Annotated in this window: 11 protein-coding genes; 6 read left to right on the top strand and 5 right to left on the bottom strand. The window is 43.3% G+C overall.

Annotation, left to right across the window (positions count from 1 at the left end; translation table 11 throughout):
- Positions 1-79 precede the first annotated feature (79 nt).
- Both R7Q46_RS01965 and R7Q46_RS01970 read left to right on the top strand, forming a co-directional pair.
- Entirely contained in the window at positions 80-967 is an 888-nt protein-coding gene (locus R7Q46_RS01965; RefSeq protein ID WP_137283110.1) for a LysR family transcriptional regulator, read from the top strand.
- Between the two features lie 183 nt (positions 968-1,150).
- Positions 1,151-2,971, top strand: coding sequence for a putative bifunctional diguanylate cyclase/phosphodiesterase (locus R7Q46_RS01970; protein WP_042521508.1), 1,821 nt, complete (start codon positions 1,151-1,153; stop codon positions 2,969-2,971).
- A 106-nt stretch (positions 2,972-3,077) separates the two neighbouring features.
- Here R7Q46_RS01970 and R7Q46_RS01975 read toward each other — a convergent pair whose 3' ends face one another.
- Together R7Q46_RS01975 and R7Q46_RS01980 are read right to left on the bottom strand one after the other, a co-directional pair.
- The gene (locus R7Q46_RS01975; RefSeq protein ID WP_025768471.1) at positions 3,078-4,361 is read right to left on the bottom strand and encodes a peptidoglycan DD-metalloendopeptidase family protein; all 1,284 of its coding nucleotides are present in this window, start codon (positions 4,359-4,361) and stop codon (positions 3,078-3,080) included.
- A gap of 124 nt (positions 4,362-4,485) precedes the next feature.
- On the bottom strand, positions 4,486-5,115 hold the full coding sequence (locus R7Q46_RS01980) for a hypothetical protein (protein ID WP_017635850.1): 630 nt from the start codon (positions 5,113-5,115) through the stop codon (positions 4,486-4,488).
- 200 nt (positions 5,116-5,315) lie between these two features.
- Between R7Q46_RS01980 and R7Q46_RS01985 the strand changes: the two genes are divergently transcribed.
- The 4 genes from R7Q46_RS01985 (at position 5,316) to R7Q46_RS02000 (ending at position 10,670) form a co-directional block, all read left to right on the top strand.
- Positions 5,316-5,717, top strand: coding sequence for a GFA family protein (locus tag R7Q46_RS01985; protein WP_258491424.1), 402 nt, complete (start codon positions 5,316-5,318; stop codon positions 5,715-5,717).
- Positions 5,718-5,870: 153 nt separating this feature from the next.
- Positions 5,871-6,542: a YoaK family protein gene (locus R7Q46_RS01990; RefSeq protein WP_005375484.1), complete on the top strand. Its 672-nt coding sequence runs from the start codon at positions 5,871-5,873 to the stop codon at positions 6,540-6,542.
- Positions 6,543-6,997: 455 nt separating this feature from the next.
- Positions 6,998-8,362 (top strand): YjiH family protein, encoded by a 1,365-nt coding sequence (locus R7Q46_RS01995; protein WP_017635848.1) that lies wholly within the window; start codon positions 6,998-7,000, stop codon positions 8,360-8,362.
- A gap of 436 nt (positions 8,363-8,798) precedes the next feature.
- Positions 8,799-10,670, top strand: a complete 1,872-nt coding sequence (locus R7Q46_RS02000; protein WP_017821611.1) for a methyl-accepting chemotaxis protein — start codon at positions 8,799-8,801, stop codon at positions 10,668-10,670.
- Positions 10,671-10,814: 144 nt separating this feature from the next.
- Here R7Q46_RS02000 and R7Q46_RS02005 read toward each other — a convergent pair whose 3' ends face one another.
- The 3 genes from R7Q46_RS02005 to R7Q46_RS02015 all read right to left on the bottom strand — a co-directional run bounded on the left by R7Q46_RS02005 (position 10,815) and on the right by R7Q46_RS02015 (position 13,581).
- Positions 10,815-11,156, bottom strand: a complete 342-nt coding sequence (locus tag R7Q46_RS02005) for a hypothetical protein (RefSeq protein WP_213871208.1) — start codon at positions 11,154-11,156, stop codon at positions 10,815-10,817.
- A 232-nt stretch (positions 11,157-11,388) separates the two neighbouring features.
- Positions 11,389-12,546, bottom strand: coding sequence for an amino acid permease (locus tag R7Q46_RS02010; protein ID WP_318077254.1), 1,158 nt, complete (start codon positions 12,544-12,546; stop codon positions 11,389-11,391).
- Positions 12,547-13,269: 723 nt separating this feature from the next.
- Positions 13,270-13,581, bottom strand: a complete 312-nt coding sequence (locus R7Q46_RS02015) for a hypothetical protein (protein WP_005375472.1) — start codon at positions 13,579-13,581, stop codon at positions 13,270-13,272.
- Between the last annotated feature and the right edge of the window lie 40 nt (positions 13,582-13,621).

The raw sequence follows: 13,621 nt of genomic DNA on the forward strand, positions 1-13,621 counted from the left end.
GATGGTAAACAGTGTATATTTGATACTCAAAGATGATAATCAGCTAAGTTGGAAAGGAATTAATTCCCAAGGAGACACAATGGACTGGATTCAAAGCGTGAAGAGTTATATTCGTGTGGTCGAAGAAGGTAGCTTTAATGCCGCAGCGCGGAAACTCAATACCACCAGCTCAGCTATCAGTAAACGAGTGCAATGGCTAGAAGATAAAATTGGCGTTCAGCTACTTAAACGCACGACCCGCTCTATTAGCCAAACCGAAGCTGGTGCGCTGTTTTATCAACGAGCAAAAAATCAGTTGGATTCATGGCAATCAGTATTAGATGAAACTCGCTCAGTCAATCAATCACCAGCGGGGTTATTGAAAATTGGCGCGACACTGGCGGTTGGTTCTAAGTTTTTGGTGCATTACCTAGATGATTTTCTTGAGAAATATCCAGACATCACGCTTCAATTAACGACAACGCTACCAGGCCAATTGCCAGAGCTAAGCTTAGACCTGTTTATTAGCCGGGAATTAGAGCAACTGAACTCTCTGAGTTTCAAAGCCACTGCGCTTTTCGAACATAAAGCCCAGTTTTACGCTGCGCCTAGTTACCTAAAAAAATACGGCACCCCACAATGCGTTGAGGATCTGACAGAGCATAATGTCCTGATTTGGGGAGAAAAACCCTCACGAGAAATCAAAACAAATCGAGGCAAACGTATCAGCTTGTCCGGTAACTTTGCCACGACCAACCCAGAAGCGCTGTTTCATGGTGCCAAAAGAGGCATGGGTATTTTGATGACGAACAACGTCATGATCAAAGATGATCTCAAATCCGGCGCGTTAGTCCCTATCCTGCCCGATATCACAGCGGATAAAGCCATTGTATATGCCTACTATCCAAAGCTGGATTATCAGCATACCCGGACTAAGCTATTCCTCGATTATCTCAAATCACGATTAGAAGAGGAGAAGCGCGCCTAGCTTAGCGTTTTTATCGCTATACCTTTAAAAGGTTCAAGCATAAAAACATGAAAATAATGATTTGTTCGTTCACAAAATTTGAAAAATCTGCCTTAGTAACCGATAGTTTATTTGATGCATATCAAATAATAATTCGTCGTGTCTTACACGATATGTTAATAACAACGCTAGGTGAAATGCTCGATGGGTCAGGTACAAATCAGTTTCCACAAAATTGATGAGATATTGAAGCTAAACGGCACGGCTCAGCTAAACCGAGTCACGTTAGATATTCATCAACACTTGCAGAGCCATTGCACTTGCGTTGTAGAAGTTGCGCATCTTCAGCATTCGGCTCATACCATTTCCTTCGCCAGCAATGGAAAAATTACAGACAACCTAAGCTACCACCTTTCAGGCACCCCCTGTGAAAAAGTGGCGAAAGACATTGGCGAACATATTTTCTATCAAGACCAGGTATACAAGCGTTTTCCTGAAGATAAGATGTTTCAAGAAGATGGCATTCAAGCTTACATTGGCCTGCCATTGAAGACACAAAATGGCGAAGTTCTGGGAATTTTACTGTCTACCTTTACCCGAAGCATCCACGCGAAAGAAGCGCAAGATATCCTCGACTTCCACCGATTTTATGCCAATGTCATTATTCATAGCTTACGTGAAAAGTGGGTCAGTGAACGTTCAGATAAGCTTCTTAATCAGCTTAGCTATGAGGTATCGCATGATAACCTAACTGGACTGCTCAACCGTAGCTGTTTAGCTGATACCTTGGAGACATTAACGCAGCAGGCGACTCGCCCATTCAGTTTGGCGTATCTTGATATCGATAATTTCAAATCGATCAATGATATCAACGGAAACTATATCGGCGACCAAATCATTAAGTTCACAGCTAACGCCATTCAACAGAGCTTGTCGTCGCCAAACAATGCGTTCCGTGTCGCAGGAGATGAATTCGCCTTCATCACGTACGACGAAGATCCTGTAGCCGTGTGTCAGGAAGTACTCGACAAAATTGAAAGTGGCTACAGCGACAAATCTAACCGGATTTCTTTCACCGTTAGTATTGGTATTGCGCGTGCCCCAGTACATATGTTGAACAGCGATGAGCTGATTTTGAATGCCAGTCTCGCTCTCAAAGATTGTAAAAAACACCGCGATACACGGATTCAGCATTACGACACACACCTTAGTGCGTTATACCACCGTAGGACGCAGCTTATTGAGGCAATGCGAATCCAGCTAAGTACTGATATACAAGACAGCGATGAGTTGTATGTAGTGGTTCAACCGATCGTCGATATCACGAGCGACCGCTGGAATTACTTTGAAATTTTGACTCGTTGGAATAGCAATATCTATGGAAATATCTCTCCAGCGGAGTTCATTGAAGCTGCCGAACAATCAGGCCTGATTATCGAGTTAGGTGAACGGATTATTGAACTCGCGTGTATCGCAAAGCAAGAACTCGAAGCGAACCTAGGCTATAAAGTCAAACTCTCCATCAATTGCTCAGCGTATGAGCTGGTTGATTCCAACCGTTATATTAATCACTTAACCAACATGGTTGAAAAGTATCAGCACGAAGCAAAAGACTTTGTTATAGAGCTCACCGAGACCGTCTTACTCTCACAAAGTGGCCGTGAACAGATGGTACTTAACTCGTTGCGATACTTGGGTTTTAAAGTCGCACTGGATGATTTTGGTACGGGATACTCAAGCTTGAACTATATACACAATTATCCAATTGATAGCATCAAAATCGATGCTACCTTTGTGCAGAACATGCTCTCAAATACAACCTCTGAACAAGTAGTGTTTTTGATAGCGCAATTGGCAGAGCTGCTTGATGTGGATTTGATTGCCGAAGGCGTAGAAGACGATAGAGCACTACAAAAGTTAATTGAAATGGGCTGCCACTACATCCAAGGTTATTTTTACTCTCGTCCACACAGTGTTGAAGAAATCGTACACCTGATAAATGAACGTGAAGTGCGGAGTGCCTAACGTACTGAACAGACTGCTGTCATAGAATTCAAATCTAGTTAATGCACAAAGTAAAAGAGACCAAGCTATGCTTAGTCTCTTTTTGTTTTTTAAGCGAAGTACTTTATTACAGCACTGCTTTCTCTTTATCGCGTAATAGTCTATCCATTTCATCTCTGTTCGCGACAAAAGTAGCCATCTCTTTCTTAGGAACAGAACTCGCCATTGGGATATTTGCTCGCATAGCGTTAACTGGACGGCCGTATTCAATCAACTCATAGTGAAGGTGTGGCCCAGTCACTCGACCTGTTTTACCAGAAAGACCGATACGCTGGCCTCGAGAAACCTTTTGCCCTTTCTTCACCAAAATCTTACTTAGGTGTAAGTAACGGGTTTTGTATTTGCTGCCGTGCTCAACAACCACGTAGTTACCCGCATAGGGGTGTTTACGAGTCATGATCACTGTACCATCACCAGTAGAAACGACTGGTGTACCGGTTGGTACAGCAAAGTCAGTGCCGTTGTGCGGCGCAACACGCCCCGTTACTGGATGTAAACGATTAGGGTTGAAGCCAGAACTGATACGCCAACGGCTACTTACAGGGTAACGCTGGAATGCGCGCTGTAAGCTTTCACCTTTGGCATTGTAGAATTGACCATCAGTATGAAGGTAAGCGGTGATCTCGCGGCCGCGATTATAAATCTTAATCGCCTCAATTTCGTTCTTACCTGTTGGTACACCATTGATGCTTTGTGAGCGACGAACAACTTCAAATCGATCACCTGCACGAAGGTCACGTCCAAAGTTAAGTTGTTCTTTGAGTAAGCTTACGACTTGACTCACTTCCGCCGACGTTAAACCTAAACGACTCGCAGAAGAAGAAAAACTGCCTTGAATAACGCCAACTAAAGGCTCTTGGCTCCACACGCCAGGAATGGAAATATCAGTAAAGTCATAGCTACCATCACTATTCAGCTTGTAGACCACTTTATCTGCAATAGAAAATTGCAGTTCCATTTTCGCTAACTCGCCTGTCGCATCATCACGCCAGAAACGGAGCGTATTGCCCGGCTTAAGTGTATCAAGTGCCAAGTAGTTCAAATCCGTTTCCATTACTTTCATTAACGAGCTGTAACCGAAACCGAGCTGACTAAAAATAGTGCTTAGGTTGTCACCTGCTTGGATTTGATATTCGAAGTTCGGGGGAGTGACAACTTCGGCAGTTGTCGCATCAAGAATTTTTTCAACGACCTGAGATTCAGGTAGGTTCAATGCGATGGTTTTGGTTAAAGATGACTCTTTGAGAGAGTGAGAAACACCAATCGCAACTAAAACTGGCAAGGAGTATAACAGCAGCGCTCTACGACTTGTCAGATTCGGCAACCGTCTTGTAATTTCATTTGTAGACACGGGAATTACTATCTCCTTTCAAACAAGGCTCATAGCTTATGCATTCCCGAATAAGAAATCACTAGGAAATTTCGAGATCTAGCGCAGAAAATACTGAATTTTTACAGAACTCAAAAAAAATTCATCACTGTTGCATATGTAAGTTATTCCCTACACGCTGTAATGTGGATGAATTGAATTGATTTGGCGTGTCTGCCATTGCTTGATCGTCACCGTGCGCTAAATATGAAAGCGTGATAGTTGTATCACTTTTCCATTCGAGCTGAGTAAATTTCACGCGGTCACCAACAAAAATACTGTCTAAAAGTACAACTCGGCTCGGCACGGGGTCAAACTTGAACAAGCCAACATAGTTAAACGAACCGCTACCTTGTGTCGTTACAATCATCGGTGCAACAACCCATGAAACACCTTCAATCTCACGCTGACTAATCGACGCAGTTGGGACAAGTACCTGACCTTTCGTCGCACCTGCATCATAGTCACCTATCAAATAGCCGTTTTCTTTATCCCACTCATCAAGAAAAGTGACCGCACCCTGCTCGGGGACTTGGATCGTCCAAGGATTACGTGCAGTGATACCAAGCGTCTCTTGCACAATAACGTTAGTTTCTACTTCTGTTTGAGGAAACTTAGCCATGATCTCGTCATCAGACAAACTAAAACGATAAACACCCGCGATCACAACCACAACTAATAAAACGATTGGAATAAGTAGAATAAGTGGTATCGGCAGGATTTTTTTGTGAGTCATGAAAGCTTCCTTGTTTCAAGGTATAAACGAAAAGCGAGTATACCATTGTATACCCAAATGATTTCACCTCTTCAAGTGTTTCAAAATTAAACTAAACTGATTATATCCAAATAGTTTCAAGTCCAGAGCTCATAACGAGCTAGTGACACAAGCTCTGTGCTCTAGGTCTATTGGTGTATTGGGACAAATAGGTAATCACGATGACAAAAACCATTCATACATGCGAGTGCGCCTGCGGTTTAGTTGAGATCCGTTGTAAAGGAGAGCCCACCCACACGTCTGTCTGCCATTGCTTCGAATGCCAAAAACGAACTGGCAGTGTTTTTGGGGTACAAGCTCGCTTTGAAAAAGAGCACGTCACTTTAAACGGTGAAGTCACTAGCTATACCCGAATTGGCGATGATGGCAGTGAGGTTCAGTATGACTTTTGTCCATCCTGCGGCACGACAATGAGGTTGTTCGTTGCTGCATACCCAGAAATCATTATCATTCCCGTCGGTCTATTTACCGATAAAGAGTTCCACCAACCTACCGTTTCAGTCTATGAACAAATGAAACACGGGTGGGTGAGTTTCGAATGCACAACGGAACACATCTGCTAGCGGGCAATCCACGTTCACATATTTACTTTGGCTCGGACAAACACCCTATAAGTGAGATTTTTTTGAGAATGATCAATCGAGTTTTACTGTAAAGGGTTTCGTAACTCGGTGTGAGCGTTATAATCGGCTCCTAATATTTGGTGGGGGTTTATTGTGATTTCCAGACTTCCTCGTTGGGTGGAATATGGCGCGTTTCTACTAGCTCTTCTCGCGGGCTGCGTCAACGCCGTTGGTCTTCTCGGCTTTCAACACCAAGCGATAACTCATCTTTCGGGAACCGTAACTCAGCTAGGGAACAGCTTGCTAACAGGTGTGGATAGCTCCATTCACCTGCTCTTCATCGTATTTAGCTTTTTGATTGGCGCTGCCTTTAGCGGCTTTTTTATTGAAAGCAGTGCGTTAAAGCTAGGACGAAGATATGGTGTTGCACTGTGCATAGAAGGAAGCTTGCTCTTACTCAGCTTGGGCTTTTTGGTGCAAGGGGATTTGTACGGCCAATATCTAGCATCAGCAGCATGTGGATTACAAAACGCAATGATCACCACGTTTAGCGGCGCAGTAGTCAGAACCACACATATGACCGGAATCATCACCGATCTAGGGATTATGATTGGAGAGAGCTTGAGAGGTCGTCAATTTGACCGACGTAAAGCAAAATTATTCCTATTCATTTTCTTTGGCTTTTTGTTTGGCGGCGTCGCGGGAGCGGCTCTATTTACGGTATATGGTTTATATACGCTGGTTTTCCCAGCAATATTGGCTTTTTCTACAGCTCTGATTTACTGGAGTTACCTATACATACTTAGCCGTCAACAAAAAGCATAAAATTTCGATCCGATTGAAGCGACATGCTTCAATCGGATTTGGCTCAATAGGTTCACACTGCAACGGTACAAGAAACGCTGAACGGTATTTTGACACCACTAAAAACCTTAAAATAGATAAGGCTAACTGAATTTCTGGCAAAGAAGTTAGTTAGATCAAAATCACATTTGTTTACCATTTTATTATTCCAGTCACAATGCGCCCCATAATTCACTGCGCAATTCGCCTCTCGTGCTACAATTTTCTAACACAAGCAACATATTCGCATACACTTAGACGTTATTTGACCAATTACCCGACAAATCGGCTGAATAACTAGATGTATTTAATGAATAGTATTGCAATGGATGCAGTTTGCGGGTACCCTCCGCAAAACTGTGATTAAATACGGATGTTTAGTGAATATTTATGTCATGGAAATGGCAAGTATTGACTAGTAGTAACACGAGACAACTATGCATAACACCACTAATGCTACTGAAGCTCCTAAGGGCAACTTTTGGATGTTTTTCATCCCTTCCCTAATTGGTCTTCTACTCTTTATGGCTCCGATCTCTTACGATGGCGGCCTAACCATTCCCGTTGCCGTGATGGCAAAAGTCATCCCAGCGGTGTTAGGCGATACCTTGATTGCTATCGTCACCAGTATCATCGCTTTCATGGCCGTTGCTTCTGTTCTTTGCAAAATTTTTAAGCCAGCTGCAATTTTACGTAATGGTTTTTTAAACGGTCTCTTCAACCCATCTCCACTTTGGCTCGTTGTTCGTTTAATCGGCGGCGCTGCCGTGTTAATGACGTTCTTCCAAGTGGGTCCAAAAGCAATTTGGGAAGAGAACACTGGCGGGCTTGTTCTTACTGGTCTCCTACCTACTCTGTTTGCCGTTTTCATTTTCGCGGGTTTACTGCTTCCGCTTCTTTTGAACTTCGGTCTTCTGGAGCTATTTGGTGCGTTACTCAGTAAAATAATGCGTCCGGTATTCAACCTACCTGGCCGCAGTGCAATTGACTGTATGGCATCTTGGTTAGGCGACGGAAGTGTTGGTATCTTGCTAACCAGCAAGCAATACGAAAATAAGTTCTATACTCAGCGTGAAGCGGCTGTTGTCGGGACCACTTTCTCAGCAGTATCGATCACGTTTAGCCTAGTTGTTATCGCTCAGGTAAAACTAGAGCACTTATTTTTGCCTTTCTACGGCGCTATCTGTCTAGCTGGAATCGTAGCTGCGATTATCATTCCTCGCCTGCCTCCGCTTAGTCTGAAGAAAGATCGCTACATTGACGGCAGCAACCCTGATAAAGACGCAGATGCAGTACCAGAAGGCCACACCACATTCTCTTGGGGTATGGATCTAGCTCTTAAGCGAGCTGGTCAAGTCACATCGGTTCAGTCTGTATTTAAAGAAGGCGTACACAACGCAGTCGACATGGTATTTGGCGTACTACCTGTAGTGATGGGTCTTGGTACCGTTGCATTGGTGATTGCAGAATACACGCCTGTATTTGCAATTCTGGGTCAACCGTTTATCCCATACCTAGAGCTACTGCAAGTCCCTGAAGCTGTTGCAGCATCACAGACAATCGTTGTTGGCTTTGCGGATATGTTTATTCCAGCAATTTTAGCGGCCTCAATCGATAACGAAATGACACGTTTTGTTATTGCGGCAATGTCAGTAACTCAGCTTATCTACATGTCGGAAGTAGGTGCCCTACTGTTAGGCAGCAAAATTCCAGTAAACATTGTAGAGCTCTTCGTAATCTTCATTTTACGTACGTTAATCACGTTACCTGTGATTGCTGGCGTTGCTCATCTTATTTTCTAAAATCGAGACGTCAATAAACAAAGGCTCCGCATCGTCGGGGCCTTTTTTATACCCAAAACTCCGTTCACATTAGGCTTTTAGTAAAAAGCTCATAATTTACAAAGACAAAACTTCAACAAAACACCTGCCAGCACCAACAAAATTTTCATCACCTCACCTGCAAAGCCAGTTGATGCCACTATTTGTTAAGCAATTCTTTTCATTATGACGATTTCATTAATCGAGCTCGCAAACATGATCACACTCACAAGTTTTAACGTAAACTACCGTTTTGTTTAAATTTAGTTAAAAAAGACGACAAATGAGTTCATGTTTTTGACAAAGATGTCGATAAAAATATAACCAAACACAATAGGTTTCTCTTTATGCCCAATTCGCTCGGTTTAAAAGAGGCGAAAGCAAAGTGGAACCAACCGGGAGAATCAGAGGAAAGCTCATGAAATTCAGACATAAGGTTGTCACAGCCTCTTCATTTTTGCTGCTAATTACCGTGTCGTTATTGTCGACACAACAAGTTATGACCATCCGCTCCCAAACTCAGGAGCAAATCGACTCAAGTGTAAACGAGATATTGACCAGTGTTGGTAACACTGTGCAATCAGAAATGAATGCAAAGAAGGATCTCGCTCGCTCCATTACTGAAGTGATTGAGCTTGACCCCAGTTCACATAGCTATGTTCAAAACATACTTGAAAGACCCACGCCAAAAAGCAGCTTCCTTGCCATCGGTTTTGGTTATGAAAGTAATGGCTTTGTGATTGAAAATGACGACGGCTGGGATGCGGGCCCAGACTACGACCCACGTCAGCGTCCTTGGTTTATTGCAGCTAAGAGCAAAGGCGATTTGGTCGTAACCGATCCGTACGTCGATGCGTCTTCGAAAAACGTTATCATCTCTGTTGGTACGCCAGTAAAAGAAAATGGCCAGTTTTTAGCCGGTATGTTTTATGACCTCGAATTAACTACCCTTTCTGATCTCGTCAACCAAGTGAATCTGTTTGATGCTGGTTACTTATTTTTGGTCACCGCTGATGGCACAACCATTGCTCACCCTCAAAGTAAATACAACGGTGAGAAAGTCGGTAGCTACCTCCCACAAATCGAACTTACGCAATCAGCACAACATGTTGAGATTGATGGCAACCGCTACATGGTTAACCTGACTCACATTCCTGGCGAGAACTGGTACGTAGGTTCGGTGATCGATGAAGCTGTTGCCTATTCTGCCGTAGGAGAGCTTCGTAACAACGCTATTATTTATTCAATCATTGCCGTGATTGCATCTATTATCGCCCTAACTCTGTTGATTCGCACTCTCATGCGTCCTTTGGACACGCTAAACAATGCGATTAAAGATGTAGCATCAGGGAAAGGCGACCTTACACAACGCCTCGAAACAGATACTGACCAAGAGTTTTCTGAGCTTGCCACAAACTTCAATACGTTCATGGAGAACTTACAACAGCAAATCATTGAGTCGAAACGTATTTCTGATCAAATTTTAAATGGAACTCAAATCACCGCTGAGGGCGCAAAAGACTCGGCAGGCGCAATTCACACTCAGCTGCAAGAGCTAGAACAACTTGCTACCGCGATGCATGAGATGTCTGTCACCGCGACAGAGGTTGCTAATAATGCGCAAGGTGCGGCAAGTGCAGCCAAAGAAGCCGACCAAGCAACGGTTGAGGGGTCTTCTATCGTTGGTGAATCGACACAAACGATAAACATGCTTTCCGATAGCATTGACCTTGCAGTCGAAGAAGTACAAGTGTTGGAATCTGCTACCGCCAATATCGAAACGATTCTAAAAGTCATCAACGATATTGCGGACCAAACGAACTTACTCGCGTTGAATGCCGCAATCGAGGCTGCACGTGCGGGAGAATCTGGCCGAGGCTTCGCCGTTGTTGCAGATGAAGTACGTACACTGGCACAACGTACCCAAGAGTCGACAACAGAGATTCGTACTATGATTGAGCAACTACAATCTGGCGCTTCATCTGTGGCAAATGCCATGCATCAAAGCAAAGGTAGTGCTATAGAGGCCGTTGAAAAAGCGGGTTTAGCAAATAGTGCGTTACAACGCATTCGTGATGCGATTCAGCGTATTTCCGATATGAACTTGCAAATTGCCTCAGCAGCGGAAGAGCAAAGCCTCGTCGCTGAAGAGATCAACAACAATACGGTGAATATTAAAGACCTATCGACTCAAGTCGCCGAATCGGCAAATCGAACCAACGACGCGATGCAGGCGCAACAAGAAGATGTACATAAACAAGATCAAATCTTAAATAGATTTACTGTCTAACACTCATCTAAGCAAAAACAGCGAGCATCGGCTCGCTGTTTTTGTTTTTAACCCTCAACCCTAGTATTGGTCGATGTTACGTGTGCCATGTTGGTGCTTTTAAGCTCAACATTACAAGAACGCCGACTATGTGTCCTTTCAAGTTTAATTGAACTCGACATGGATATAGCGATCATTAGAACGACGATAATAGCGGTCGTCCACTTTTAGATAAGTGAAATCTCCAATCTTTATGTAGGTACTATTCCGAGGAATTCGGTCATGGTAATAGTAACTGCGCCTTGGTCGTCGGGTCTCCACATAAATAACGTCACGATGTTTGTGTTTATGCTTGTGCTTGCGCTTGTGTTTATGATGGTGGTGATGCGCATGATGGTGATCGTACCGATGTCGATGCTTATGCTTCGGGTCAGCCACCGCTTCTGTACTCAACACACCTAAAGACAACATAACGCCAACCATGGCAAAAGATAATTGCTTTGACACAACAGAGCCTCTTATTCATATCAACATCGATATAATAGAAGGGTGAATCACTGTACATGTCAGCCTTTCGCTAAGGAGTTTTACTAAAAAGTCAGCGCTAACCGTGATTATCAGAGAAACGTCAAACATCACAAATGCTGATGACTTTGAGTGGCCTGGGTTCGGCTATGAATACAAAAAAGCCGCCCGTTTGACTACGAGCGGCTCAGTTTTTAAATAAGCTAGCGTGATTTTATACTGCTTGGGCAAACAGCAAGAAACAGCCGAATAGGAAGATCATGCTCATTCCCATTGCGCCGCCACCAGCTTCATAAATATTGTCATCTTTTACCGGCACTCGGCGCACTTTCATGGTCATTGATAATGGGACAAAGACCGCGAGAAACACAAGAATAATCCCCGCGTAGCTGAGAATAGCTAGGAAGTGTTCTGGCGCAAATACAGCACCTAATAGTGGTAGCACAAAAGTAGTAACAAAAATCACTGGCTTACTTGCTTTCAGTAGGTCTGCATTTTGATCGTATAGCGCCATTGCAACACCTAAGAACGACGTTAGTAGTGCCAAACCAGTAAACATGGATAGGATGAACTCTAAGCCCTCGTATTGCTGACCTAGTACCGAGATCAACTCTGTTACGTTGGAGTATTGAACAAGCTCATGAGGTGGTAGGTTGCCGACAACCGCTAACAACCATAATAGGTAACAAACAAGCGGAATAGTTGAGCCCACGATAATCATATTACGCAGCTGTATTTTACTCGCTTCTTTGTTGTAAGTTACAAGCGATGGGATCACGACCATAAAACCGAAACTGGTGAAAAGCACCGAACTGGTTTTGATAAGTGCCATTTTATCGTCGCTCACAACCTCATCAAGTCCTTCAAACGAGACGCTTGGTGCAAGCGCAAAAAGTGTCAGGATCAGCGCTACGATCATGCCTAGGAACAAACCGCGATTCAGCTTATCTACTACCCCTGTACCTGCCGAAACAATGATACCAACTAAAAGAGTAAAACCGACTTGGCTTGAGATCGTAGATGTTGGAAGCCCAATTGAGGCTGTTACTTTTTGTACCAGATCACCCGCACCAATGATGTAAGCCATTAATAGACAAACTAACAGGGCGTAAAGCAAGCTGTTGGTTACCAACTGGCCTCCTTTACCAAGCGTTTCGCGAGCAATTGCATTCATGCTCACACCACCACCTACTTTGCAACTGGCTTCAAGAAGGAGCAGCGCAGCATAAGTCGTTCCAGCCCAGATGAACAACATAAGAAGAGTGCCCCAAAGGAGGCCAAATTGAGCAAGCACCATTGGTATAGCAAGCATACCAGCGCCAAGAGCAGTACCTGCAACGATCAGGGAGCTGCCGACAAGTTTTAGGTTCACGGTTAATACCTCTAAATTCAATCCGTTAATTTCTCGCCAGTTGTGCTTTATCTAAAGCACACAACAAAACGCTCCGACTTAGTCAAAATTTGGTTACAAGAGCACTATGTTACAAGAGCCCTGTATGGCTAAGAAAACACGCAACAAAAGGTGGTTAATCATTTGCACATGAACACTTGAGAGTCGTTTTTGGCGATGTCATCGCTGATGAAATGTGCGCAACTTTGGGTTCGAAGCAAAATTGTTCATCTTAATTCATCAACCCCATTCGTTATGAATGGATTTGGTTCGAAAAGATTGTAAGGCATAAGCAGGACGATTGAAAAGCAAAAGGTCAATCTTATAGCGATATATTTTAACAACTCTTATCTTTTACCTAAGATGCGTTGTTTTTTTCGTCACTAATTAGTCTTTTATCGCTTAAAGAGAAGGAAGAACGTGCTCAATGGCTCAATTTGGCTGGGTGTACAGATTAATTTACAGTTTAAGTGAAGGTGTTAGATTCCAAGGACGTAGCCTAGATCGGACAATATCGCTATTATTCGCTGCGTACCGACACTGTTCGGTTCACATACCTCTAAACACTGATTTACGGTTCGAAAATATAGGTAAATGAGTGTCCGAATGCTGGGTGTGGTTCCCCAGCATTTGCATCCTTTCTTTTAGATGTCATCAATTGATCGAAATTGCGTAAATCTTGTATCGCCCGACTTTACGACTGTGTTAATACGCTTTATCTAGAGCGCCAATGATATAAGTTAACACTGGAATACCCATATCGGCGACCTGCTTCTCAGTCTCACTCATATTTTCATGCGCCATCCGCAGCTCTACTTCACTTATCGATTCTTTGTGAAGGTAAAGCTCTTTGTAGTTCATCAATCGCTGTTGTGACTGTTGAATCAGTGTCACAACATTCTCTTTAGTCTCACGATGTTGCTGATCAATTTCACTAAATAAATGATCTAAAATGCGTTGCATTTTGCGAATAGAAGCTTTCGTTTCTATTGATTTGTATGATTGATACTTTTCCATTGAGTTAATAACTGACTAAAATATTTACGTTTTTATAAGA

This window comes from Vibrio sp. 811, from assembly GCF_033339195.1.

Coding starts and splice junctions, on each gene's coding strand:
- R7Q46_RS01980 (WP_017635850.1), bottom strand. CDS start 5,115: ATGACTCACAAAAAAATCCTGCCGATACCACTTATTCTACTTATTCCA.
- R7Q46_RS02015 (WP_005375472.1), bottom strand. CDS start 13,581: ATGGAAAAGTATCAATCATACAAATCAATAGAAACGAAAGCTTCTATT.
- R7Q46_RS01965 (WP_137283110.1), top strand. CDS start 80: ATGGACTGGATTCAAAGCGTGAAGAGTTATATTCGTGTGGTCGAAGAA.
- R7Q46_RS01985 (WP_258491424.1), top strand. CDS start 5,316: ATGACAAAAACCATTCATACATGCGAGTGCGCCTGCGGTTTAGTTGAG.
- R7Q46_RS02000 (WP_017821611.1), top strand. CDS start 8,799: ATGAAATTCAGACATAAGGTTGTCACAGCCTCTTCATTTTTGCTGCTA.
- R7Q46_RS01995 (WP_017635848.1), top strand. CDS start 6,998: ATGCATAACACCACTAATGCTACTGAAGCTCCTAAGGGCAACTTTTGG.
- R7Q46_RS01970 (WP_042521508.1), top strand. CDS start 1,151: ATGGGTCAGGTACAAATCAGTTTCCACAAAATTGATGAGATATTGAAG.